This window comes from Sphaerisporangium sp. NPDC049457 (assembly GCF_055586705.1).
Map to the genome: position 1 here is coordinate 1 of NZ_JBVJHR010000003.1, position 25,475 is coordinate 25,475.

Genomic DNA, 25,475 nt, shown 5'->3' on the forward strand with positions numbered 1-25,475 from the left:
GCGACCTCATCGACGGCATCCACCCCACCGCCAACGGCTACGACAAGATGGCCGCCGCCTGGTACGCCGCACTCCAGGCCGTACCCGGCAGCATCGGCGACCCGGGCGGTTCCAACCCCACCCCCACCCCGAGTCCCTCGCCTTCGGGCAGCACGAGCGCGATTCGCGGCGTGGGCTCCGGGCGATGCGTCGATGTGACCGGTGCGTCGCAGAACAGCGGCACACAGGTGCAGATCTACGACTGCAACGGGCAGGCCAACCAGCAGTGGACGCTGACCGCCGCGAGCGAGCTGCGGGTGTACGGCAACAAGTGCCTGGACGTGGCCAACGCCAGCACCGCCGACGGCGCCAAGGTGCAGATCTGGGACTGCAACGGCCAGAGCAACCAGAGGTGGACCTTCAACAGCGACGGAAGCATCACCGCCGTCGGCGCGAACAAGTGCCTGGACGCGCCGAACTACTCGACGGCCAACGGCGTCAAGCTCCAGATCTGGTCCTGCAACGGCCAGAGCAACCAGCGCTGGACCCGCGTCTGACCCCATGAACTCTCCGCCGGGCCGACCGGGCCGCTCGTCTCGGCGGAGACCCAACCCCTGAGCGCCCGCACCGTCGGCATACCGGAGGATGAGCGGCTTTCCCGCCGCCCATCCTCCGCGTCATCCGGGCCCGGCACCGGGCCGGCCGTCCCGGCGAGTGCTCCTCGGCGGTACTTCCTCCAGCCGGTCCCCCGCCGGGCCTCCCTGGCGCGCGCGATGGTCCTTGCGAATCCGAGTGCGCCATGGGTGCGGCCGGGTGTTGTATGGCCCAGGTGATCGACGAACCGCTGGAAGTGCTCCGCGCCGCCGCCCGGCGCACCCGTGAACTCGCCGGCGGCCGGGCGGGCACCGGTCTGGGCCACCAGGACGCCGACGACGACGCCGGCACGATCGGCACGGACGGCGCCGTCGGGTTCGACCCGTTCCCTCTGCTCGAAGCCCTCCACCACCACGGCGTACGAGTCGTCGTGATCGGGCAGGTCGCCGGCATCATGCATGGTTCCACCGAGCTGACCGGCGATCTGGACCTGCTGTGGGACGGCGCGCCGGCTCACGCCCCGGCCCTGGCTGCCGCCTTCACCTCCGTCGGCGCGCGGCTCAGCGACGAAACGGGCCGCCCCCTGGCGCTTCGCCCGGACTCCTTCCTCCGCCCCAAAGTGCAGTTCACCTCACCAGGTGCCGGCGGCGACTGCTGTACTCCGGCGCTCCCCTGGGGCGACCTCCGCCCCGAGGGATTCCTCGACCGCGCGGTCACCGCGGCCGGCCCCGGCGATCTGGAAGTCCACTACGTCTCCCGAGAAGACCTGATCCGCATGCGCCGCGCCATAGGCCGCCCCAAGGACCTCCGTCGAGCCGACGAACTGAACTCCTTCACCATGGACCGCCGAAGCCGACGGCCCACGCCCGGCTCCGCCGAAGCCCTTCGAAGCGATTGAGGACGGCTCCTTCAGAGCCTGGGCGACTCCGCCGGCATGCCGGGCCGCATCGGGCCGTGGTCAGCGGACGGACGACACCGCGATGCCGAGTCCGTCGCGCAGTCCGGTGCCGCCGTCGGTGAAGGTACGCCGCGGCGGCGTGTTGCCGGCGGCCAGCCGGTCGAAGGCCAGGATGCTGCCGGGGCTGCTGAACAGGGCCGCTTTGGTGAGCACGTAGATGGTGCCGTCGACCTGGCTGCCGGCGATGCCGGTGACCACCTTTCCGGCCAGGCCGGTCGCCGGGCCGGAAATCACGCGCACCGGGGCGGCGTCCCCGTTCGCGGTGCCGGCGTACACGTTGATGCGGGTCTGCTCGCCCTGGCTGACGGCGACGTAGAGCCGGCCGGTGAAGGGTGAGTAGGCGACCGCGAGCTGGTCGCAGGTGCTGGAGCAGCTACCGAGGCCGGTGTGCGGCCCGGCGATGACGCGTACCGGTGTGGCACCGCCGGATGGGCCGCCGTTGAAGAACTCCACCGCGTTGCCGGTCGAACGCACCACCGCGGCGATCACATGTCCGGACGTGTCCGTGGTCAGCACGCCCGGCCACGGGTGGAACGCCGTCTCGTCCGTCAGGAACTGGCGTACCACGGGCACGGTGTAGAGGTTCGCGGACGCGCCGCTCGCACTCGGCGCGGCCACCGCGATCATCGCCTCGGCCTGGCCGGTCGCCACGTACGCGTAGCCCGTGGTGTCCACCGCCACCGCCCGGGAATCCGGCCCGGCAACGCGGAAGATCCGGCCCGGCGTCGTGGCGCCCGGCGGGTAGACGAAGGTGGTCGCGTTCGACAAGAAGCTCTGCGCGTACGCGTTCCCGCGGGTGTCGAAGGCGATCCCCCACGGCCCCCAGTAGGTGTTCGGGTCGCCCGGGTCGGCCAGTTGCCGCACCGGCGGCACGGCGCCCGTGCCATCGGCCGGATAGGCCGTCACCGGGCCGCGGGCGTTGGCGACATAGACCAGTTCTGGGCCGGTGGGCACCGGCGTCGGACTCGGGCCGCCGGTGGGGAACGGCGTCGGACTGGCGAAAAGCCCGGCGGCCGTGGCGGTGGGAAGGCCGCCCGGCCACCCTGTGACCGCTACGATCACCAGCGCGGTCAGGACACCGGCCACGCCCAATCGCCCCGCTGCAGCACGCCGCATGCGCACAACGTCCCACCGCGCAGGCCGGAAGGCAACGGCGCGAGAGATGAGGCGCACCTCCGGCCGCGGAGTGATCATCTACCGCCCCCACACTCCGTAATCGGCTGCGGTAGTGGCCTGATCACCCCGCCCGAGTCTCGTCGCCGGCGCCTCGCGGCAGATGAACCTTTCATCCTCGGCGGGCCTCCGGGCTCCCTGCCGCCGCGGAGAGACATCCGTCCTCCACCGGTTAAGAACGATTCAGCATCCGCTTTCGATGTGACTCGGCGTGGGAGTCGTGACCGGCCGCCGGGCACATACCGACATCGAGGGCATTCCGCCGGATGATGGCCGGCGCCGCCGTATGAGCGCGGAAAGACAGGTGCGTACGACGATGTCTCGTTCACCACGAGGACTCACTTATGGCGTCGCCGTGCGGCGGGTGACGCTCGCCGCGTTCGCGATGACGGCGACCGTGCTGGCGGCGACGGCGCCGCCATCAGGCGCGGTGGCCGTCACGACCCCGCTCACCGCGCCGAACGCCATCGTCGGCGACGACCACCGGCACATCGTGATACACAGTGGGACCGGCAGGCGCAACACGAGCGACTTCGAGCTCTTCACCAGCACGAACCTGCACGGCGTGCAGCATATCTCGACGACGAACGTCGGCAGGGGAACCATCAACCAGGCCGCGCTGTGCAAGAAGAGACACCGCGTCTGCAACATCTCCCAGAAGCTCCGCATGGGCCACAGATGACCGCCCGGCCGGGGCGCCGGCTTTCACCGTCCGCACGTCGCGGAACCGTGGTCGTTCACCGTCGGCTCCCGGCCGCCGGCAGCGGTGGGCCGCGGACGGTGCGCGTGCGACCGTCCGCGGCCCGGTGGGACCTCACATCAGTTGCGCAGGGTCCACTGCTGGTTCGTGCCGCCGTTGCACGACCACAGAATGATCTTCGTGCCGTTGGCCGTGCCGGCGCCGTTGGCGTCCAGGCACAACCCGGACTGCACTCCGGTGATGGTGCCGTTGGAGTTGACGTTCCACTGCTGGTTGTTCTGGCCGTTGCAGTCCCAGATGATCACCTGGGTGCCGTTCGAGGTGCCCCGCCCGTAGGCGTCCAGGCACTTGTTGCCGAACACCTGCAGCTGCTTGCCCGAGGTGTACGTCCACCGCTGGTTGGTGGCCCCGTTGCAATCCCACAGCTGCGCCTGGGCGCCGTTGGTCGCCTGGCCACCGGTGACGTCCAAGCATCGGCCCGACTGTCCACCGACGATCGAGCCGTTCTGCTGGCCGCTGCCGCCGCCGTTCCCCTGCCTGACGAGTGACTTCGACTCGGCCGATCGGTTGCCCTGGGCGTCCACGACATAGAGCCGGTAGTCACCGTTCGACGTCGGGACGGCGATGGAGGTCGCGGTTCCGCTCGCCCTGGTCATCGTGCCGCCCTCGGCGAAGGAGGTCGTGCCCGAGGGGGCGAGCCAGACCGTCTTGCTCGCGTCGCCGATGCTGCGGATGGGAATCGACGTCACACCGCTGCCGACGAACGTGCTGGCCGGCAGGGCGTAGTCCGGCTGAGAGAGGTTGCCCGCCGGGATGATGCTCCTGTAGGCGTCCTCCAGTCCGGAGTTCACGGCGATGCTGTAAGCCTGCGACGGCCAGACATAGTCGGAGGACACGAGGATGTCCTGGACCGTGCTGTTCGGCAGGTTCTTGTTGGAGACCTTGTTGATGGGACCGTACGTCTGCGTGATGCTCAGGTCGTGCTTACGCCCGAAGTCGTCGGAGTTGATGAGCCACGTGACGTTCTTGTCCACGCTCAGGACGTTGTCGCGGAACGTCATGTACGCCGAGCCCTCGTCCGGGTGGAGTCCGTACTTGTGACCGGACGGGACGCCCTGCAGATAGTTGTTGGTGATCGTGGTCCCCGGCTGGCTGCCCAGCGTGTAGATGGGAGCCGTGTCGCTCAGGCGCTGCACCGTGTCGATGATGTGGTTGTAGCTGATGGTGTTGTTCTTCGCCGTGTTGGTCGGCCGGTTCGGCTGGATCGAGCCTGACGACCCGTCGAAGTTCCACCATCCCCAGCCGAGCGTTATCCCGGACCAGGGGGTCTTCTCGATGCGGTTGCGCTGGATGGTCAGGGTGTCGGCGAAGTACGCCGAGATGGCGCTGTGCCCGTTGAACAACACGGCACTGTCGTAGAGGTAGTTGTTCTTTATCGTGATGTTCTTGGGCGCTCCCTCGACCGCGACGGGATACTTCTCGCGGTTGGTCGAGGTGTAGTCCCCGATGTAGACGTGCTGGGGATGGCCGACGACGATCGCGGATCCGGCGATGTCGTTGGTGTAGTTGCCGATCAGCTGCGTGTTCACCACGTCGTTGGGCATGCTGATCCCGTCGACGCCGGTGTGCTGGATCCGGTTGTTCTGCAGCACGAGCCCGTCGGCGTTGTCGATCTGGATGATGCCGGGCGCCATGTCGACATTGCGGTAGTAGTAGACGTGGAAGTTCTGCCTGGCATAAGCCTGTGCGCCGAGATTCCCCTGCTGGGCCTGCTTGAACGCCGAACCGGCCACATTGAACAGGTTCCAGTCGGAGTGCTCCACCGTGAGGCCGGAGAAGGTGATGTTCCGGACGCGAGCGCTGGTGGAGGTGCCGGCCACCTTGAGCAGCGTCGACACGTTGTTCGGCGCGAAGACCGTCGCGGTCGCCATGTTCTCGGAGCTCGACTTGTAGTAGTACAGCGTCTTGCCGGTCTTGTCGAAGTAGAACTCGCCCGGCGAGTCCAGGAACTCGTAGGCGTTCATGACCTTGTGGGAGCCGCCGATCTGGGCGTTGCCGTTGAAGGCGCCCTGGGCGATCGCCGCTCCCGGCTGCTGGAACAGGGCTATGCGGTTCGAGCTGTCAGAGGTGACCTGCCGGACTCCCACGATCGCCGTGGTCCAGGTCGTCCCCGTTTCGATTTCGATGTCGTCCTGGTTGCCGGCGACAGCCGGGAAGTCGCCCAGGCTGTACTTCGCTCCCGCGCACTGCGAACCCGACTCCCACGCCCAGGACGCCTGCCCCGCCGTGATGTTGTAGCTCCCGTAGCACCCTTGCGAGCTGATCGTCTTCGAAGCCATGTACGCCCGCTTGTCGTTGACATAGAGCGCACGCAGCTTGTTGCTGCGATTCAGCGGGGCCTTCCAGATGTTGCCGCTGTGCTGCGTCCATCCGGTCACCTGGACGCCTCCGCTGAGGACGGGCGTCTCGTTCTCGTAGGCGGCGTATATGACCCGGTAACCGTTCGTGCCCGAGTCGGCCGGCGTGAAGTCGATCGTGCTGCCGACCGAGTAGTTCCCGCCGCGGAGGTACACGTAGATGTCGCCTGTCATGTTGGCGTTCACCGTGCGGACGACGTCCCTCGCGCGCTGCAGGGTTCTGAACGGTGACGTGATCGTTCCCGCATTCGCGTCATTGCCGTCAGGGGCGACGTAGTACGTTGCCTGGGTCGCCGCCGAGGCCGGGCTGTTACCTGCGAAGGTCGGCAGCAACACCGCGGCGACGAACACCGCGAGCGCTGCTAACGCCTTCCCAGTGGTGGACAGGGCTGACTTCACGCTCTGTTCCTTTCGCTGGTTCCGAGCAGATGTGTTCGCCGCGCGACGACCCCGCCGTAGCGGAGTTCATCGGGTGTGCCATCGCGCGAGCGTGGCGCCCGTTCTGCCTGGCCGTCATCCCCGGCGCCGCGCTGACGAGGGTCATCGCCGCCGGGGCGCGAGTGTTCTCCTCATGACACGCCCCGAGAATCCGTGGCATACGCGGCGTTACCATTCGCGACCTCGTAACGTATGACGTATGCCGACTGATGTCTTCGGGTAATGTCGCATTAACAGAGGTGTCTCGCAACAGTCGACGAAGCGGCGGACGGCGCGCCTTCGTCCGCTCCAGCGCCGCGACGCCGGGCGATCCGCCGCGCCCCGGCGGCCCGCGCGGATCGCGGCGGGCCCCCGCCGGTCACGCGCCCGGCGCGGCCCGGCGGCCTGACCGCTCGATCTACCAGGTCAGGGGCCGGTCTCTCCGTCGCAGGGCCGGTCGCCGACGGCCCTGCGCGATCCACCACGCGCTGCCCGCGGCGTCCCGGTCCCCCGGCGGATCAGCCCGCTTCCCCGGCGGGCCGAGCGAGAAGACCGCTTACCCCAGCGGTGTGGAACACAGGCGCTGATGTAACTTTCATCAGCGCCGAACCCGGCCTGCGCGGCCGGCGCCCCGCCCCCTCCCACCCCAGCCGAGCCTCCGGACGTCTTCATGCTCGGGAGGCTCGCGGGGCCGCGCCATCCGCGCGGGTGCGGAGCAGGCGTGGACGGCGCCCTTTCCCTGGGCCCGCGATCAGGCAGAACGGTCGGCGGCGCCGGGCCGCCAGACCCAGCTCTCCCGCGTGTACAGCGGCCGCATGCCGGCCCTGAGCATGTTGTTCAGCGACGGGTTGGCGGCGCCCTCCGCCGGTTCGCCCGCTTCGGCGACGAGCCAGCGGCAGCCGGCGTTCGCCGCCTCCTCGGCGCGCACAGCCAGCAGGGCCGTCTGTGCCCCGCGGTTGCGGTACTCGGGAAGCACCGAGCCCGAGTTCAGGGAACCGACCTGGCCATGGACGAACAGGTTCGCACCGCCCACGATGCGGTCACCGTCCCACACCGCGAAGGGCCGGAAATCCGGGTGCTCCACGGCGGCGGCCAGCATGCCCGCGAGCCCCTTCTCCGGCATGCCGAAGCCGCGGAGCACGACAGAGGCCCACTCTCCGGCGTCGCCCGGGCCGACGGGTCCGACGCGCAGGCCGGTCGCGCCGATCAGGAAGTAGTCGATCGGGCACCACAACTTCACGACGCGCCCGCTCGCCCGCAGGCCGTGTCCGGCGCGGATGTCCTCCCAGTCCTGCGGCAGGACGGACGGGGCGAACTGCAGCACCGCGGACTCGCCGCCTTGCTCCCGGTAGAAGCCGAGTACGCGATCGACGAGTGCCGAGGTGACCGGCTCCGTGAAGCCGAACCCGAGCGCCTTGCTCCAGTAGCCCACCGGGTCGTTGCGCATCGACAGGGCGACGCCTCCGCCGATACGAGTGGTCGTGATGCCGAGCTCGGCGCGCACGGACAACGGCGCACCTGACTCGTACTGGTACATGAACTCCGCCTCGGAGCCTTCGGCGAGAGCGGTCTGTTCCTCTGGCCGCATGATCTTTCCTGCCGGGATCCGGCGGGTACCGGCCCGTGGCTCAGGATGCGATCCGGCGGGCAGCGCCCGGCCCCCGGAGTATTTCCAGTCGTTCATCTGCTCGTACCTGTTCCCTCTTGACGCTCACCGGCGACGATTTCTGGCAAGGCAGACGGTAACGAAGACGACGGTGGACGTTTGTGGACGAGTTCACATTCGCCATGTGATCAATGTCACGCCGTCGAAGTCCGGCGAATGCGGCCGGAATCCACTCACCGTCAACAGCGGCCTGCCAAAGGGTATCTCCTGGTCAGAGAAGTCACGGCGGTCCCGAGGGGTCCATGGTGCGACACTCCTGCCTACCGGCACGCCGGACGATCAACCGGCGCGAGCCGTTCGCGGAAGAACACTCGAAATGGCCGACGGATATTCATCGCGCGAATATCGTGCGGCCCCTTCGCGGGATCCACTCAACGCTCAATACATGTACGACCGGCGGCGCGATAAGCTGCCTGATCAGCGGGGCGTCCGCGTCGGCCATCGCTCATCTCAGGGGCCGCTCTGACGGGCGAACCACGGAGGGGCCGGCGCGCGTCGCGGCGAAAGATCCTTCCGGGCCGTGTCGATCCGCGGGCCGCCCGTTCGACATGTGGGTGCGAGGGCCGAGAGGCGGCCCCGCCGGACGAGGAGAACGCGATGGCGAAGTACCTGCTGATCATGCGTGGCACCGACGAGTCGAACGCGGCCCTGATGGCGGACATCGACGAGGCGATGGCCGCGACCCACCAGGTCATCGAGGAGATGGTCAAGGCCGGCGTGCTCCTCGCGGCCGAAGGGCTGGACGATCCGAGCCTGGGCGTCGTGGTCGACTTCAGCGGCGAGGCGCCGGTGGTCACGGACGGGCCGTACGGCGAGACCAAGGAACTCTTCGGGGGCTTCTTCATGCTCGATGTCGCCTCGAAGCAGGAGGCCGTCGAGTGGGCCAAGCGGATCCCTGCGTCCCGCGGGTCCAAGATCGAGGTCCGGCGGGTGCCCGGGAGCGACGAGGTCCCGCAGGTCCACGAGTGATCGTCGAGAACCGGGCCGGGCGCGAGAGCGACGGCCGGATCTGATGGGCACGGCCGATGTCGAGGCCGTCTGGCGGATCGAGTCGGCGCGGATCGTCGCCGCGCTGACCCGGTTCACCGGCGACTTCGGGCTGGCCGAGGACGCGGCCCAGGAGGCGGTGGCCGAGGCGCTGGTGTCATGGCCGCTCGCCTCTCCGGAGAACCCGGCCGGCTGGCTGATGGCCACGGCCCGGCGGCGGGCGATCGACGCGATCCGCCGCCGAACCGCCCTCCAGGACCGGTACGCCCTGCTGGCGGCCGACTCGACGGCCGTCCCGGCGGTCGACCACGAGGCCGATCCCGACAGGATCGACGACGACGTGCTGGCGCTGATGTTCATCAGTTGCCACCCGGTGCTCTCCCCCGAGGCCCAGGTGGCGCTGACGCTGCGCGTGGTCGGCGGCCTGTCCAGCGAGGAGATCGCCCGCGCGTTCCTCGTACCCGTGCCGACCGTGCAGGCCCGCATCACCCGGGGCAAGAAGACGATCGCGGCGGCCGGGGTGCCGTTCGAGCTGCCGCCGGCCGCCGAGCGCCGGGAACGGCTGGGCGGCGTGCTCAGCGTCCTTTACGTGATCTTCACCGAGGGGTCGACTGCCACGTCGGGCGACCGGCTGCTGCGCCCCGACCTCGCGTACGAGGCGATCCGGCTGGCGCGCACGCTGGCCGCGCTACAGCCCGACGAGCCTGAGGTGCACGGCCTGCTGGCGCTGTGCGAGCTGACGGCCGCGCGCTTCCCGGCCAGGACCGGCCCGGACGGCTCGCCGGTCCTGCTCGACGAGCAGGACCGGCGGCTGTGGGACTTCTCGGCGATCCGCCGGGGGGTGGCCGCGCTGGCCAGGGCGTCGACCAGGGGCCTTGGCCCCTACGGCCTGCAGGCCGCGATCGCCGCCACCCACGCGTCGGCGGCCTCGGTGGAGGCGACCGACTGGGACCGCATCGTGGTGCTCTACGAGGCACTCGGCCGCATCGCACCCTCGCCGGTGGTCGAGCTCAACCGGGCCGTCGCCGTCGCCATGGCGTCGGGCCCGGCGGAAGCGCTGGCCATCGTGGACGAGCTGACCGCCTCGAACCGGCTCCCCGGTTCGCATCTGATCCCGACCGTGCGCGGGGAGCTGCTGGCCCGGCTCGGACGGCGGCCGGAAGCGCGCGCCGAGCTGGAACTGGCGGCCCGGCTGTGCGCCAACCAGCGCGAACGCTCAGTACTGCTGCGCAAGGCGGCCGCACTGGACTGACCTCCCCAGTGCGCCCGCCCGGAAACCGGCCCGCCGGCGGGTGCGCCATGGCGCGAAGACCCGGCTCGTAGCCGGGCCTCGCGTCCTTCTCTCTTCAGCGGTCCGCGCCGTAGTAGGCGGTGCGCATCAGGGCCTGCATGTCGTCGAGCATCGGCATCCGCGGGTTGGCGGGGGCGCACTGGTCCTCGTAGGCGTTGCGCGCCTGCTGCGGGAGGGCGGCCATGAACGCCTCCTCCTCGACGCCCAGGGCCTGGAACGACGGCTCGATGCCGGCGGCGTCGCGAAGGCGCTCGATCGCCGCCGCCAGGGATTCGACGCCCTGTGCGGGGGTCGCGGCGGGCAGGCCGAGCGCCTGCGCGATCTCCTGGAACCGTTCCGGCGCGCGGTAGTGCTCGTACTTGGGCCAGCCGGTCGGCTTGGCCGGGATGGTGCCGTTGTAGCGGATGACGTGCGGCAGCAGCACCGCGTTGGTCCGGCCGTGGGCGATGTGGAAGGTGGCGCCCAGCGTGTGGGACATGGCGTGGACGATGCCGAGGAAGGCGTTGCCGAAGGCCATACCGGCGATGGTCCCGGCGTTGTGCATTCGTTCACGCGCGACCGGGTCGCCGGAACCGTCCCGCACGGCGCTTTCCAGGTTGGCCATGATGAGCTTGACGGCGTGCAGGGCCAGGCCGTCGGTGAAGTCGCTGGCGTAGACCGACACGTAGGCCTCGATGGCGTGGGTGAGGGCGTCGAAGCCGCTGTCGGCGGTGACGACCGGCGGCAGGTCGGCGGCCAGCACCGGGTCGACGATGGCGACGCTGGGGGTGAGGGCGTAGTCGGCCAGCGGGTACTTCTTGCCCGTGGCCGTGTCGGTGATCACCGCGAACGGCGTGACCTCCGCTCCGGTGCCGGAGGTGGTCGGCACGCACACCAGCCGCGCGAGGTCGCCCGGCGCCGGGAAGGTGAAGGCGCGCTTGCGGATGTCGAAGAACTTCTGCCGCATGTCGGCGAACACGACCTCGGGGTGCTCGTAGCGCAGCCACATCACCTTGGCGGCGTCCATCGCCGATCCGCCGCCCAGGGCGATGATCGTGTCGGGGCGGAAGGCGCGCATCAGCTCGGCGCCGCGGTCGACGGTGGCGACGCTGGGCTCCGGCTCGACGTCGTCGATGATCTGCAGCGCCACCCGCTCGGGGCGCCGGCCGAGGACGGTCAGGAGGCGGTCGACGTAGCCGAGCCGGGTCATGGTCGGGTCGGTGACGATCGTCACCCGGTGCACGTCCGGCATGTCGGCGAGATAGCGGATCGCGTGCGGCTCGAAGTAGATCTTCGCGGGCACCTTGAACCACTGCAGGTTGTTGGTGCGGCGGCCGATCCGCTTGATGTTCAGCAGATCGACGGCCGAGACGTTGTGGGAGAGCGAGTTGCGGCCGTAGCTGCCGCACCCCAGGGTCAGCGAGGGGACGAACGCGTTGTAGATGTCGCCGATGCCGCCCTGCGACGAGGGGGCGTTCCAGATGATCCGGACGGCCTTCACCCGCCGCCCGAACCGCTCGGCCAGCGCCTCGTCACGCGTGTGGATCGCGGCACTGTGGCCGAGGCCGCCGAACTCGACCATGCGCTCGGACAGCACGACGCCCTCCTCGGTGCTGCCTGCGCGCAGCACCGCCAGCACCGGGCACAGTTTCTCCCTGGTCAGCGGCTCCGCCGGTCCGACCTGGCCGACCTCGGCGAGGATCACCGAAGTCCCCTCGGGAACGGTGAAGCCGGCCCGCTCGGCGATCCAGGCGGCCGGCCTGCCCACCACGTCGGGGTTGACCCGGGTCTCGGCGCACGACTCGCCCGTGGCGGCGCCGAACAGCAGGTCCTCCAGCTTCCGCTTCTCCTCCGCGGTGGCCAGATGGGCGTGCAGCGCGGCGAACTCGGTCAGCACGGCGTCGTAGATCTCGGCGTCGATGATCACGGCCTGCTCGGAGGCGCAGACCATGCCGTTGTCGAACGCCTTGGACAGCACGATGTCGTTGACCGCCCGGCGCGGATCGGCGGTGCGCTCGACGTAGGCGGGCACGTTGCCGGCGCCGACGCCGATCGCCGGCTTGCCCGCCGAGTACGCGGCGCGGACCATGCCGTTGCCGCCGGTGGCGAGGATCGTCGCCACCCCGTCGTGGCGCATCAGCGCACCGGTCGCGGTCGGCGACGGCTCCTCGATCCACTGCACGCAGTGCTCCGGCGCCCCCGCGGCCACCGCCGCGTCCCGGACGGCCTTCGCGGCGGCGGCGCTGCAATCCTGCGCGGCCGGGTGGAAGGCGAACACGATCGGGTTGCGGGTCTTCAGCGCGATCAGCGCCTTGAAGATCGTGGTCGAGGTCGGGTTGGTGACCGGGGTGATGCCACAGACGACCCCGACCGGCTCGGCGATCTCCACCAGGCCGCTGATGTCGTCGCGGGCCACCACGCCGACGGTCTTGAGCGCTGCCATGCTGTGGGTGACGTGCTCGCAGGCGAAGATGTTCTTCACCGCCTTGTCCTCGAACACGCCGCGCCCGGTCTCCCGCACGGCCAGTTCGGCCAGCTCGGCGTGCTCGTCCAGCGCGGCGACGGACGCCTTCTTGACGATGTGGTCGATCTGGTCCTGGTCGAAGGACGCGTACTCCTCCAGCGCCTTGAGCCCATTGGCGACGAGGTGGTCGATCATCTCGGTGACGGCGTTCGGTGCCTGCGCGGCCATGCGGATCATCCTCGGCATCTCGTTGTCCGGCGGTCGCTTCCAGCATCTCGACCCGCCGCCCCGCGCACCGGAGCGCTTGGACCTTGATCACCTGCCCGAAGGACCCCTCGACAGTGGTCCTTCGCCCCTGTGGCCGCACACCCGCCACGCCGGACGATCGGCTCGAAGCCGCACACCCGGGAGGAACGATGATGAAGGTAGGGATCAACGGTTTCGGGCGGATCGGCAGGGCCGTGCTGCGGCGCGGCCTCGCCCAGGGACTCGACATCGTCGCCGTCAACGACGTGGCCGGCGCGGAGACGCTGGCGCACCTGCTCAAGCACGACTCCACCTACGGCCGGTACGACAGCACCGTCGCGGTGTCGTCGTCGGCCCTCCTGGTGGAGGGCCGTCCGATCCAGGTGACGGACCACCGCGACCCCGGCGCCATCGACTGGGCCGGGTACGGCGTCGGCCTCGTCATCGAGTCCACCGGCCGGTTCCGCACCGGGACCGATGTCGCCCCGCATCTCAAGCGCGGTGCGCGCAAGGTGCTCATCTCGGCCCCCGGCAAGGACGTCGACGTGACGCTCGTGCCAGGCGTCAATGACTCCGCCTACGACCCCGCGCTGCACCAGATCGTGTCGTTGGCCTCGTGCACGACCAACTGCGTCGCGCCGATGGTCAAAGTGCTCCATGACAACTTCGGCCTGGTCAAGGGCTTCATGACCACCGTGCACGCCTACACCGGCGACCAGCGTCTGCTGGACGCCCCGCACAAGGATCCGCGCCGCGCGCGGTCGGCGGCGGTGAACATCGTGCCGACGACCACGGGCGCGGCCCGCATGGTCGGCGAGGTGCTGCCGGAGCTCCGGGGCCGGCTGGACGGCATCGCGCTGCGCGTTCCGGTCGTGGACGGCTCGCTGACCGACCTGTCGGTGGTCCTGGCCGCCCGGGCGACCGCCGAGGAGGTCAACCACGTCTTCGCCGAGGCGGCTCAGGGCCCGCTCAAGGGCATCCTGCGCTACAGCACCGCGCCGCTGGTGTCCAGCGACGTCATCGGCGACCCGTCGTCGTGCGTGTTCGACGCCCCGTTGACGCAGGCGGACGGAGCACTGGTGAAGGTGTTCGGCTGGTACGACAACGAATGGGGCTACGCGAGCCGGCTGGTGGAGACGGCGATCAGGATCGCCGGCGAGTCGTGAGGCGGAGGAGAAGGACATGACGCTCGAGGTCGGGAAAGTGATGGGTCGCGTAGGGATCGCGGTGCGGCAGGACGCGCCGTTCGCCGAGATCGTGACCACGATGAGGAAGTACGCCGTCGGCGCCGTCGCGGTGATCGATCAGGACCGGCGTCCGGTGGGCGTGGTGTCCGAGGACGATCTGCTGCTGAAGGAGACCGGCCCGGTGAACACGCCGCCGCTGAGCCGCAGGCGGCGGTCGGAGCAGCGTAAGGCCGACGGCCTGCGCGCCTGGGAGCTGATGACCACACCCGCGATCACGGTCACTCCCGGTACGTCCCTGCGGGACGCCGCCCGGCTGATGCACGAAAGGCGGATCAAGCAGCTTCCGGTGATCGACCCGGTCACCGGCCGGATCGCGGGGACCGTCCACCAGTCCGATCTGCTGCGCGTCTTCGAGCGCCCGGCGGCGGAGCTGCGCGCGGACGTCATCACCGCGATCCGCGACGAGGCCGGGCTCGCCCCGGAACGGCTGTCGATCGGCATCGCCGACGGCGTCGTGACCGTCGCCGGCGAGATCGAGCACGCCTCCCAGATCTCCTCCCTGGTGGAGGCGGTCCGGCGGGTGCAGGGCGTCATCGCCGTCATCCCCGACCTGACCTCCCCGGTGAGAGACGACGCCATCGTGCTCCCACTGCTCTGACACGGCGCGCCAACGCCCCGTCCAGCCGGCGCACGACCTCCGGGCACGAGTTCCGGGCCGGCGGGACCTTGGTCACCCGTCACCGTGGTCATGAGGCTCTACGCGCCCGCCCGCACTGGGCGGACGTTCGGCATGGAGGTGATCCCATGGCACGAATACTGGTGGCACACGGATCGAAGCGGGGCTCGACGGCCGAGGTGGCCGAGTGGATCGGCGAGACGTTGCGGCATGACGGCCACCACGTCGACGTCACCGCCGCGAAAGAGGCGGGGCAGGTGGACGGCTACGACGTCGTGATCCTCGGCGGCGCCCTCTACTCGGGCGTGTGGCACAAAGAGGCCCGCCGCTTCGCGCGGCGTCACGCCAAGGCGCTACGGGACCGTTCGGTGTGGCTGTTCAGCAGCGGCCCGCTCGACCGCACCGCCGCCGAGAGGGACATCCCGCCGGTGCGCGGAGTCGCCAAGTGGATGTCCCGGCTCGGCGCGGCCGGGCACGCGACGTTCGGCGGGCGCCTCGCGCCCGAGCAGCCGGGCTTCATCGCCGCCTCCCTGGCCAAGAGGATGGCCGGCGACTACCGCGACCGCGAACAGGTCACGGCGTGGGCCAAGAACGTGTCCGCCCAGTCGGGCTGACGCGGAAGAAAGCGGAAGCAAGCGAGCGGAAGAGGGGCGGCCGAGATGAGAAAGAAGCGGATCGTCGTCGGCGTCGACCACCGACGGGAGTCACGAAGGGCACTGTCCTGGGCCGCGGCGGAGGCGTCTCGCGACCACGCGGAGCTGGTGGTGGTGCACGCCCAGGAGAGCCCCCTCACGCCGATCGCGACGTACGCGCCGATCGAGAGCCGGGAGGAGGCGGAGCGGCGGGGCGTCGCGCAATGGGCGGCCACCGACACGGCGATCTCACTCGTCGAGACCGAGTATCCGGACGTCACCGTCCACCGCTCGATGAGCGTCGGCGGCGCGACCAAGGAGCTGCTGCGCCACAGTGAGGGCGCTGACCTCCTGGTGCTCGGATCCTCCGCGCCGGGTGAGGTCGAGGGACGTCTCGGTCCCGTGCTCCTGGCGTGCCTGCGTCACGCCCGGTGCCCGATCGCCGTGGTGAACCACGACCAGAACTGAACGAGCGCGGCCCGGCGTGCGGCGGACAAAGCCGAGGCGTCTCCCTGAACGGCTGGACGACCGGGCCGAGGTCCGCAACCCGTTCCAGGTCCTGCGGGCGGTTCGGGTCCTGCGGGCCGTCGAAGGGACCTTCGCCTCCACGATCAGGGACCTCCGTTCGATGAGCGCGGGACGCGCGCGGGCGAGAGTTGGGGCGAGAGGCCGACACAAGGAGGTTTGCGATGACGGTCACAACGGACCGGCGGCAGGCGGGGCTTGAGGCCTGGCGCGGTTTCCAGGGGACGGCGTGGCGTACGGCCATCGACGTCCGCGGCTTCGTCCAGGACAACTACGAGCCCTACACCGGCGACGAGTCGTTCCTGGCTCCGGCCACGGATCGCACACTGGCCGTCTGGCGCAAGATCGCCGCCATGCTTCCCGAGGAGCGGCGGCGCGGCGTCTACGACGTCGACGCCTCGACGCCCTCCTCCATCACCTCGCACCGGCCGGGCTACATCGACCGGACGCGGGAGCTGATCGTCGGCCTGCAGACCGACGCGCCGCTCAAGCGGGCCATCATGCCCGCCGGCGGGCTGCGGATGGTGGAGAACGGTCTGGCCGCCTACGGCTACACGCTCGACCCGCGCGTGCGGGAGGTCTTCACCGCCTACCGCAAGACCCACAACGACGGGGTCTTCGACGCCTACACCCCGGAGATCCGGGCCGCGCGCCGTTCGGGCGTCATCACCGGCCTGCCCGACTCCTACGGCCGGGGCCGGATCATCGGCGACTACCGCCGGGTCGCGTTGTACGGCGTCGACCGGCTGGCCGAGGCCAAGCGGGCCGAGCTGCGCGGCCTGGACGGCGCCTTCTCCACCGATGCGGTCATCCGCGACCGGGAGGAGCTGTCGGAGCAGCTGCGCGCCCTGGCGGAGCTGCGGGAGATGGCCGCCTCCTACGGGTGCGACGTCTCCCGCCCCGCCGCGACCGCCCAGGAGGCGGTCCAGTGGCTCTACCTGGCCTACCTGGCGGCGGTCAAGGAGCAGAACGGCGCGGCCATGTCGCTGGGCCGCACGGCGACCTTCCTGGACGTGTATCTGCGACGCGACCTGGCCGAGGGCGTCATCACCGAGGAACGCGCCCAGGAACTGATCGACGACTTCGTGATCAAGCTGCGCGTCGTCCGGTTCCTGCGCACCCCGGAGTACGACCAGCTGTTCTCCGGCGACCCGACCTGGGTCACCGAGTCGATCGGCGGCATGGGCGAGGACGGCCGGACGCTGGTGACCCGTACGAGCTTCCGCTACCTGCAGACCCTGCGCAACCTCGGCCCCGCGCCGGAGCCCAACCTGACCGTGCTGTGGTCGCCGCGGCTGCCCGAGCCGTTCAAACGGTTCTGCGCCCGGCTGTCCATCGAGACCAGTTCACTGCAGTACGAGAGCGACGAGCTGCTGCGGCCGGCCTACGGCGACGACGCCGCCATCGCCTGCTGCGTGTCGGCCGCGCCGGTCGGCAGGCAGATGCAGTTCTTCGGCGCCCGGGTCAACCTCGCCAAGACCCTGCTGTACGCGATCAACGGCGGCCGCGACGAGATCACCGGCGAGCAGGTCGGCCCGGCCCTTCCGCCCGTGGCGGGCGAGTACCTGGACTACGACGAGGTCGCCGCCGCCTTCGACCGGATGATGGAGTGGCTGGCCGCCACCTACGTCAACGCCCTCAACGTCATCCACTACATGCACGACAAGTACGCCTACGAGCGCATCGAGATGGCGCTGCACGACTATCCGGTCAAGCGCACGCTGGCCTGCGGCATCGCCGGGCTGTCGGTGGCCGCCGACAGCCTGTCGGCGATCAGGCACGCGCGGGTCAGGGTGATCCGCGACCGGACCGGGCTGGCGGTCGGCTACGAGGTCGAGGGCGACTACCCGGCGTTCGGCAACAACGACGACCGCGTGGACCGCATCGCGACCGGCCTGGTCGCCTCGTTCATGGCCAAGATCCGCCGCCATCCCGCCTATCGCGACGCGGAGCACACCCAGTCGGTGCTGACCATCACCTCCAACGTCGTGTACGGCAAGCACACCGGCGACACCCCCGACGGGCGCCGCGGCGGCGCGCCGTTCGCGCCGGGCGCCAACCCGATGAACGGCCGTGACCGGCACGGCATGGTGGCCGCCGCCCTGTCGGTGGCCAAGCTGCCCTACGACCAGGCCAGGGACGGCATCTCGCTCACGAACACGGTCACCCCCGAAGGGCTCGGCCGCACCGCGGAGGAGCGGGTGGGGAACCTGGTCGGCGTCCTGGACGGCTACGCCGACGCCGGCGGGTTCCACATGAACGTCAACGTGCTGACCAGGGCGGTGCTGCTGGACGCGATGGAGCACCCCGACCGCTACCCGCAGCTCACCATCCGCGTGTCGGGGTACGCGGTGAACTTCGTCCGCCTCACCCGCGAGCAGCAGCAGGACGTCGTCGACCGCACCTTCCACGGGTCGCTGTGAACGCCCCCGAGGCGACGCTCCGAGAGGCGGCGCTACGAGAGGCGGCGCTACGAGAGGCGGCGGGCGAACTGCGCCCGCCGCCGGGGGCGCCGGGCACCGGTGTCATCAGTTCCTGGGACATCTCGGTCGGCGTCGACGGCCCCGGAACGCGGTTCGTGGTTTTCACCTGCGGCTGCCCGCTGCGCTGCCTGTACTGCCAGAACCCCGAGACCTGGCGGACGCGCGACGGGCGCCGGGTGACCGTCGAGGAGGTCATGGCGCAGATCGGCGGATACCGCCGGTTCATCACCGTGGCGGGCGGCGGCGTCACCGTCAGCGGCGGTGAACCGCTGCTCCAGCCCCGCTTCACCGCGGAGGTGCTGCGCCGCTGCCGCGCACTCGGCCTGCACACCGCCCTGGACACCTCCGGCTTCCTCGGCGACCGCGCGACCGACGCGATGCTCGCCGACACCGACCTGGTCCTGCTCGACATCAAGTCCGCGGACCCGGCGGGATACCGGCGCCTGACCGGCGGCGCCCTTGAGCCGACCCTGCGCTTCGCCCGCCGCCTGGCCGACCTGGGCCGGCCCACCTGGATCCGCTTCGTGCTGGTCCCCGGCCTCACCGACCAGGCGCAGAACGTCGACCGCCTGGCGCGTTTCGTCGCGGAGCTGGGGAACGTCGAGCACGTCGACGTGCTTCCCTTCCACCGCATGGCGGCCGGGAAGTACCAGCGGCTGGGCCTGAACTTCCCCCTGGCCGACACCCCCACCCCCGGACAGGCGCTGCTCGACCGCGTCCACGCGCAGTTCCGCGCGCACGGCGTCACCAGCGTCTGACCGGCGACAAGAACGGAGGCGAGACGCGATGCGGACCTACGTGTACGACTTCGCGGACGGTGACAAGGACATGAAGGACCTGCTCGGCGGAAAGGGCGCCAATCTGGCGGAGATGACCCGGCTCGGGCTGCCCGTCCCTCCGGGCTTCACCCTCACCACCGAAGCCTGCCGGGCCTACCTGGCCCACGGCGAGCTTCCCGCAGGGCTCATGGACGACGTCGCCGGGCACCTGAAGCGGATCGAGGAGGTGATGGGCCGCCGGCTGGGCGATCCTCAGGACCCGCTGCTGGTGTCGGTCCGCTCGGGAGGCAGGTTCTCCATGCCCGGAATGATGGAGACGATCCTCGACATCGGCCTGACGGACGCGGCCGTCGCCGGGCTGGCCGCCGCGTCGGGGAACGAGCGCTTCGCCTGGGACTGCTACCGGCGGCTCATCTCCATGTACGGCTCCACGGTCGCCGGCGTGCCCGGCGAGGAGTTCGAGCGGGCTCTGGAGGCGCATCGCCGGACCGCCGGGGTGGCCTGCGATCCCGACCTCACCGCGGGCGATCTGCGCGACCTGGTGGAGGAGTACAAGAAGATCTTCCACGCGCACACCGGCGGCCCGTTCCCCCAGGACCCGCACGAGCAGCTGCGGGGCGCCGTCCTTGCGGTGTTCCGGTCGTGGAACACCGAACGCGCCCGCCTCTACCGCCGCGCCGAGCACATCCCCGACGACCTCGGCACCGCCGTGAACGTCATGGCCATGGTGTACGGCAACCGCGGCCGGAACTCCGGCACCGGCGTGGCCTTCACCCGCGACCCGGCGACCGGCGCCCGCGGCGTCTACGGCGACTACCTGCCGGACGCCCAGGGCGAGGACGTCGTGGCCGGCATCCGGGACACCCTCCCGCTGCAGGAACTGGCCACGCTGGACCGGCGCGCATTCGACGAGCTGATGGCCGCGATGCGCGTCCTGGAGCGCCGCTACCGCGACCTGTGCGACATCGAGTTCACCGTCGAGGACGGCAGGCTCTGGCTCCTGCAGACCCGCGTCGGCAAGCGTACGGCGGCGGCCGCCTTCACCATCGCCGCGCAACTGGTCGACGAGGGGGTCATCGACCTCAACGAGGCGCTGCGCCGGGTGGACGGCGCCCACCTCGCGCGGCTCATGTTCCCCCGCTTCGACCTGTCGGACGCGCCCGAGCCGATCGCCACCGGCATCCCCGCCTCGCCGGGCGCCGCCTGCGGCCAGGTCGTCTTCGACTCCGGTCGCGCCGCCGGGACGCGCGTCCCGGTCATCCTGGTCCGCCGGGAGACCAACCCCGACGACCTGCCCGGCATGCTGGCCGCCGCCGGAATCCTGACGAGCAGGGGCGGCAAGACCTCGCACGCGGCCGTCGTCGCCCGCGGCATGGGACGCACCTGTGTGTGCGGCGCGGAGGGCATCGAGGTCGACGCCGAGCGCCGGATGCTGCGCGCCGGAGACGTGGTCGTGCGCGAAGGCGACGTCATCTCCGTGGACGGCACGACCGGCCGGGTGTACCTCGGCGAGCTGCCCGTGGCGCCTTCGCCCGTGGTGCGCTACTTCGAGGGGGAGCTGGACGCCGGGTCGGGACCGCTGGTCTCGGCGGTCCACCGGCTCGTGACCCACGCCGACGCGATCCGCAGGCTCGGGGTGCACGCCAACGCCGACACCCCCGAAGACGCGGCCCGCGCGCGGCGCTTCGGCGCCACCGGGATCGGGCTGTGCCGGACCGAGCACATGTTCCTCGGTCCGCGGCGCGCGCTGGTCGAACGCCTGATCCTCGCCCAGGAGGAGCACGAGGTGCGCGCCGCGCTGGATGCGCTGCTCCCCCTCCAGCGAGCGGACTTCGTCCGCATCCTCGCGGCGATGGACGGCCGTCCCGTGACCATCCGGCTGCTCGACCCGCCGCTGCACGAGTTCCTGCCCTCGCTGGAGGAACTGGTCGCGCTCACCGCCGCCGCGCCGGGCGATCCACGGCTCGAATCCGACCGGGCCGTGCTGGCCGCGGTACGGCGCATGCACGAGAGCAACCCGATGCTCGGACTGCGCGGCGTCCGCCTGGGACTGCTGGTGCCGGGGCTGTTCGCCATGCAGGTGCGCGCGATCGGCGAGGCGGCCGCGGAGCGGGCCGCGGCGGGCGGCGATCCGCTGCCTGAGATCATGGTGCCGCTGGTCGGGGACGTCCGGGAACTGGCGATGGTGCGCGCCGACTGCGAGCGCGTCCTGGCCGGGATCGACGGCGTGCCGGCCATCCCGATCGGAACCATGATCGAGGTGCCCAGGGCCGCGCTGACCGCCGGCGAGATCGCCGGCCAGGCCGAGTTCTTCTCCTTCGGCACCAACGACCTCACCCAGATGACCTGGGGCTTCTCCCGTGACGACGTGGAGGCGTCGATCTTCCCCACCTACGTGCGGCTCGGCGTGTTCGAGGAGTCCCCCTTCGAGACCATCGACCGCTCCGGCATCGGACGGCTGGTCGCGATGGCCGTCCAGGAAGGCCGGGACGCCCGGCCCGACCTGCGGATCGGCGTCTGCGGCGAGCACGGCGGCGACCCGGCGTCCGTGCGGTTCTTCCACCAGGCCGGACTCGACTACGTCTCCTGCTCGCCGTTCCGGGTTCCGGTGGCCCGGCTGGAAGCCGGCCGGGCGGCGCTCCCGCCCCCCACGTGAGCGAGCGACGCGACGGCACGGCGCCTCCTCCAGGCGATCCGCTGGAGGAGGCGCCGTGCCGTCCGTGAACCGCCGCCGCCCGCCTTGGTGTGCGCCGGCGGTTCACAACTCGCGGCTCCCGACACTCGTGGGGTCCGAGTCTCACGGTGTCCGAGTCTCGTGAAGGCCGTCCGGCCGGCGCGTCCATCGCTATGCCAGCGGCACTCGCCAGCTAAGACGCGTCCCTCCCTGTTCGGGGGAGGTGACCGTGAAGGATCCGCCGAGCCGCTCCGCGCGTTCTCGCAGATTGCGCAGGCCGCTGCGCCGTCCTCCTTCTGAGACGCCGATCCCGTTGTCCTCCACGACCACGGTCAGCCATCCGTCATCGATGCGGGTGGTCACCGCCGCCTGTGAGGCCTTGGCGTGGCGGACCACGTTGGACAACGCCTCGCCCAGCACGGCGAGCGACTGCTCGGCCAGCTCCGGGGACACGTCATTGTCCAAGTGGCCTTCCATGCTGAGCCCGGGCATGTAACCGAGGTGCCCACGCGCGGCCTCCACCGCCTGCACGATCTGGGCGCGCAGGCTCGGCGCGCCGGACCCGCGAGGCGTCTGGAGGGCGAAGATGGTGGATCGGATCTGCCGGATGGTGCCGTCCAGCTCGTCGATCGCGCTCCGCAGCCGTGTGGAGGCCTCGGGGCGTTCCACCAGACGGACCGCACTCATCAGCGTCATGGCGACCGCGAACAGCCGCTGGATGACCACGTCGTGCAGATCCTTGGCGATGCGGTCACGATCCTCAAGAAGCCCGAGCCGCTCGGCGTCCTTGCGCCGTTCGGCCAGCTCCAGGGCGACGGCCGCCTGCCCAGCGAAGGTGTGCAGCGTGCGCAGTTCCGAGTGCGTGTACGGCATGCGTCCCGGCCGCTTGCCCAGCAGGAGCACACCACGGGTGGCGCCCGGCGCGCCGAACGGCACGGCCGCCACCGGGCCGACCGGGACGGACTGGGCGAGGGCGATCAGGACCTCGGCCTCAGCGTGGGTCTCCGCCACCTGCGGCTCACCGCTCACGAAGGCCTGCCCCGCGAGCGACCCGAAGACCTCCGCGGTGGTGTACCGCCTCTCCTCCTGGCCGTTCCCGATCACCAGGCGGAAGGTGTCCTCGTCCTCGCCGGGCAGCAGGAGGGCGACCACGTCCGCGTCGGCCATCTCCCAGGCCCGCCGCGCCATCAAGTCCAGTACCTCGTGCGGGTCGGCTCCCGACAGCAGCAAGGTGGTGATCTCCGAGGACGCCTCAAGCCAGCTCTCCCGGCGTCGGGTCTCCCCGTACAGCCGGGCGTTCTCGATCGCCACGCCGGCGGCCGTGGCCAGGGCGACCACGATCGCCTCGTCCTCCTGGTCGAACTCCCCTCCCCCTCGCTTCTCGGTCAGGTAGAGGTTGCCGAACACCTCGTCCCGGACCCGGACCGGCACGCCGAGGAAGCTCCCCATCGGCGGATGGCCGGGTGGGAAGCCGTAGGACTCGGGGTGCTGGGAGATGTGGGACAGCCGCAGCGTCTGCGGCTCCTTGATCAGCAGCCCGAGCAGTCCCAGGCCGTGCGGCCAGTGCTCGATGCGGGCGATCTCCTCCTCGCCCAGGCCGACGGGGACGAACTGCACCAGGGTGTTCTCCTCGCCGATCACGCCCATGGCACCGTAGGTGGCGTCGACCAGGGTCGTGGCCGTCTCCACGATCCGGTGCAGGACGGTCTCCAGATCGAGATTGCTTCCCACCGAGACGACCGCGTCCAGCAATCCGTGCACGCGGTCGCGGGTGGCCAGCACGGCTTCCAGCCGTACCTGAAGTTCGGACAGCAACTCGTCGAGCTGCATGCGGGGAACCAGCGAACGCGCCTCATCCTCGGTCATGCCAGCAGTGTGGCATCAGCACCGGCATGAGTGCGCAGCCCCGAAATGGCGGCTTTCGCAGGGCAGGCGCTCCCGGGGAAGCCCGCGGGTCGGAGAAGAACGGCGGGTCAGGGCCGGACCACGGCCACAGGACAGAACGCGTGGTGCAGGAGCGCGCGGCTGACCGAGCCGAGCAGGAGTGCGCCCACACCGCTTCGGCCATGGGAGCCCACGACGACCAGGTCCGCCGTCTTGGACGCCCGGGTGAGCGCGTCGACCGGGTGCGCGCAGAGCACGTCCTCGATCACCGTGACGTCGGGGTACTTGCCGCTGAGCGTGGCCAGTTTCTCGGACACGACCTGCTGTTGCGCCAGGCGGATCTCATCCATGTCGTAGGCGATGGCCGGAGCGTAGGCGTGGACGGGCACCTGCCAGGCGTGGACGGCACGAAGGGCGGTGCCGCGCGACGACGCCTGCTCGAAGGCGTAGACCAGGGCGGGGTCGCATTCAGGAGAGTCGTCGATGCCGACCACGACCTCGCCGTCACCCGCGGTGGCGTCGGGGCGGACGACCACCACGGGACCGCGGGCATGGCCCGCGACGTGGGTGCTCACCGAACCCATCAGCGCTCCCGCGAACCCGCCGAGACCTCTGCTGCCGACGACCACCTGCGTGGCGTCCTTCGCCTGCTCACACAGGACCGCGGCAGGGTCGCCCTCGACGATCTCGGTCGTCACCACGACCTCCGGCCGGCGTCGCCGAGCGCTCGCCTCGGCCTCGGTGAGCACGCGCTCGGCGCCGCGGATCAGCGCGTCACCGATCTCAGGAGGAGCCGGATACCTGGCGACGTTGTACGGCCAGCGCTCCACCACTGAGACGATGTGCACGGGAAGCTTCTTGCGGGCGGCGTCGTCCACCGCCCAGCCCAGGGCCGCGGCCGCCGCGGGCGAACCGTCGGTCCCTACCACGATCTTGCTCGACATGATTCCTCCTGTTCCCGCTCGTCCGCCCAGCGGACGAGGCGTCATCTCCGTGACGCGCTATGAACCGGTCCGCTTGGGGGTGTCGTCCTCCGCGTAGCCGATCTCGTCCACCACGTCGACGACCCCGCTCACCCGCTGGGTCATCCGCACGGCGATCCGTGCTTCGCTGCGCAGGCGCATGCGGCCGGTGAGGGTCACCACCCCGCGGCAGGTCGTGACGTCGACGCTGGAGGTGTCCACCCACAGGGAGCGGGTGAGAACGTCCTCGCGCACCTCGCGTGAGATGTCCTCGTCGCTCCGGACGAACACCTTCAGCAGGTCGTGGCGGCTGACGACGCCCAGCATTCTGCCGGTGTCATCGGTGACGGGGAGTCGTTTCACTCCGTGCTCGTCCAACAGCCGGGCCGCGGTCACGACCGTGGCGGACGGCGCGACGGTGTGCACCGGGGTGCTCATCAGATCCGCGGCGATCTCGCCGTGCGCCTTCTCCTCCGCCTTCCTGCCGTGTGCTCCGAACTGGTCACGCAGACGGGCGCGCAGCGGCGGCCGATAGCCTTCGCGGTAGAACTGGTCGCGGAACTCCTCCTTGCGGAGCAGGTCGGCTTCGGAGACGATCCCGACGACGCGGCCTTCCGCGTCGACCACGGGGACCGCGCTCACCTCACTGGCGATGAGCAACTCGGCGATGTCCTTGAACGGCGTGTCCTCGTCGACCGACGCGACATCCGTGGTCATGACGTTCCGCACCTTCATCTTCATGACGATCTCCTCCCACCCCGATCTCCCCGTTCGACTTCACCTCCATCCCATCTCCAGGGCG

18 protein-coding genes and 1 pseudogene are annotated in these 25,475 nt (G+C 70.5%); 12 read left to right on the forward strand and 7 right to left on the reverse strand.

The features are described from left to right. Window positions 1-536, forward strand: a 536-nt coding sequence (locus ACZ6QO_RS05960) for an RICIN domain-containing protein (RefSeq protein WP_465848101.1), incomplete at its 5' end; no start/stop codon positions are given. 263 nt (window positions 537-799) lie between these two features. Then, window positions 800-1,471, forward strand: coding sequence for a hypothetical protein (locus ACZ6QO_RS05965; RefSeq protein ID WP_465848102.1), 672 nt, complete (start codon window positions 800-802; stop codon window positions 1,469-1,471). Between the two features lie 60 nt (window positions 1,472-1,531). Here ACZ6QO_RS05965 and ACZ6QO_RS05970 read toward each other — a convergent pair whose 3' ends face one another. Beyond that, entirely contained in the window at window positions 1,532-2,617 is a 1,086-nt protein-coding gene (locus ACZ6QO_RS05970) for a hypothetical protein (protein ID WP_465848103.1), read from the reverse strand. Window positions 2,618-2,924: 307 nt separating this feature from the next. On the opposite strand from ACZ6QO_RS05970, the gene ACZ6QO_RS05975 reads away from it, so the two are divergent. Next, window positions 2,925-3,386, forward strand: a complete 462-nt coding sequence (locus ACZ6QO_RS05975) for a hypothetical protein (protein ID WP_465848105.1) — start codon at window positions 2,925-2,927, stop codon at window positions 3,384-3,386. A 137-nt stretch (window positions 3,387-3,523) separates the two neighbouring features. On the opposite strand, the gene ACZ6QO_RS05980 is transcribed toward ACZ6QO_RS05975, so the two are convergent. Together ACZ6QO_RS05980 and ACZ6QO_RS05985 are read right to left on the reverse strand one after the other, a co-directional pair. Further along, window positions 3,524-6,220, reverse strand: a complete 2,697-nt coding sequence (locus tag ACZ6QO_RS05980; RefSeq protein WP_465848107.1) for an RICIN domain-containing protein — start codon at window positions 6,218-6,220, stop codon at window positions 3,524-3,526. Between the two features lie 769 nt (window positions 6,221-6,989). Then, on the reverse strand, window positions 6,990-7,826 hold the full coding sequence (locus ACZ6QO_RS05985) for a GNAT family N-acetyltransferase (RefSeq protein ID WP_465848108.1): 837 nt from the start codon (window positions 7,824-7,826) through the stop codon (window positions 6,990-6,992). 675 nt (window positions 7,827-8,501) lie between these two features. On the opposite strand from ACZ6QO_RS05985, the pseudogene ACZ6QO_RS05990 reads away from it, so the two are divergent. Both ACZ6QO_RS05990 and ACZ6QO_RS05995 read left to right on the forward strand, forming a co-directional pair. After that, a pseudogene (locus ACZ6QO_RS05990) lies at window positions 8,502-8,917 on the forward strand (YciI family protein). Further along, window positions 8,917-10,143, forward strand: coding sequence for an RNA polymerase sigma factor (locus ACZ6QO_RS05995; protein ID WP_465848109.1), 1,227 nt, complete (start codon window positions 8,917-8,919; stop codon window positions 10,141-10,143). The pseudogene ACZ6QO_RS05990 and the gene ACZ6QO_RS05995 overlap by 1 nt, the downstream one beginning before the upstream one ends. Before the next feature lie 94 nt (window positions 10,144-10,237). On the opposite strand, the gene adhE is transcribed toward ACZ6QO_RS05995, so the two are convergent. After that, window positions 10,238-12,853, reverse strand: coding sequence for a bifunctional acetaldehyde-CoA/alcohol dehydrogenase (gene adhE, locus ACZ6QO_RS06000; RefSeq protein ID WP_465848111.1), 2,616 nt, complete (start codon window positions 12,851-12,853; stop codon window positions 10,238-10,240). A gap of 191 nt (window positions 12,854-13,044) precedes the next feature. On the opposite strand from adhE, the gene gap reads away from it, so the two are divergent. The 7 genes from gap (at window position 13,045) to ppdK (ending at window position 21,809) form a co-directional block, all read left to right on the forward strand. Beyond that, window positions 13,045-14,037: a type I glyceraldehyde-3-phosphate dehydrogenase gene (gene gap / locus ACZ6QO_RS06005; protein WP_465848649.1), complete on the forward strand. Its 993-nt coding sequence runs from the start codon at window positions 13,045-13,047 to the stop codon at window positions 14,035-14,037. 16 nt (window positions 14,038-14,053) lie between these two features. Beyond that, window positions 14,054-14,716, forward strand: coding sequence for a CBS domain-containing protein (locus tag ACZ6QO_RS06010; RefSeq protein ID WP_465848113.1), 663 nt, complete (start codon window positions 14,054-14,056; stop codon window positions 14,714-14,716). A 146-nt stretch (window positions 14,717-14,862) separates the two neighbouring features. After that, a complete protein-coding gene (locus ACZ6QO_RS06015) occupies window positions 14,863-15,348 on the forward strand; it encodes a flavodoxin domain-containing protein (RefSeq protein ID WP_465848115.1) in 486 nt (161 codons plus the stop codon). Window positions 15,349-15,393: 45 nt separating this feature from the next. Next, window positions 15,394-15,834, forward strand: coding sequence for a universal stress protein (locus ACZ6QO_RS06020; RefSeq protein ID WP_465848117.1), 441 nt, complete (start codon window positions 15,394-15,396; stop codon window positions 15,832-15,834). 221 nt (window positions 15,835-16,055) lie between these two features. Beyond that, window positions 16,056-18,314 (forward strand): formate C-acetyltransferase, encoded by a 2,259-nt coding sequence (gene pflB, locus ACZ6QO_RS06025; protein WP_465848118.1) that lies wholly within the window; start codon window positions 16,056-16,058, stop codon window positions 18,312-18,314. Next, the gene (gene pflA / locus ACZ6QO_RS06030) at window positions 18,311-19,132 is read left to right on the forward strand and encodes a pyruvate formate-lyase-activating protein (RefSeq protein WP_465848120.1); all 822 of its coding nucleotides are present in this window, start codon (window positions 18,311-18,313) and stop codon (window positions 19,130-19,132) included. The genes pflB and pflA overlap by 4 nt, the downstream gene beginning before the upstream one ends. A 28-nt stretch (window positions 19,133-19,160) precedes the next feature. Next, window positions 19,161-21,809: a pyruvate, phosphate dikinase gene (gene ppdK, locus ACZ6QO_RS06035; protein ID WP_465848121.1), complete on the forward strand. Its 2,649-nt coding sequence runs from the start codon at window positions 19,161-19,163 to the stop codon at window positions 21,807-21,809. Between the two features lie 189 nt (window positions 21,810-21,998). On the opposite strand, the gene ACZ6QO_RS06040 is transcribed toward ppdK, so the two are convergent. From ACZ6QO_RS06040 to ACZ6QO_RS06050, 3 genes are all read right to left on the reverse strand, one after another. After that, the gene (locus ACZ6QO_RS06040; protein ID WP_465848123.1) at window positions 21,999-23,693 is read right to left on the reverse strand and encodes a sensor histidine kinase; all 1,695 of its coding nucleotides are present in this window, start codon (window positions 23,691-23,693) and stop codon (window positions 21,999-22,001) included. 107 nt (window positions 23,694-23,800) lie between these two features. After that, window positions 23,801-24,655 carry a universal stress protein gene (locus ACZ6QO_RS06045; protein WP_465848125.1) on the reverse strand — a complete coding sequence of 285 codons (855 nt, stop codon included), beginning with the start codon at window positions 24,653-24,655 and terminating at the stop codon, window positions 23,801-23,803. Window positions 24,656-24,712: 57 nt separating this feature from the next. Next, window positions 24,713-25,414 carry a CBS domain-containing protein gene (locus ACZ6QO_RS06050; protein WP_465848126.1) on the reverse strand — a complete coding sequence of 234 codons (702 nt, stop codon included), beginning with the start codon at window positions 25,412-25,414 and terminating at the stop codon, window positions 24,713-24,715. Window positions 25,415-25,475: the final 61 nt, after the last annotated feature.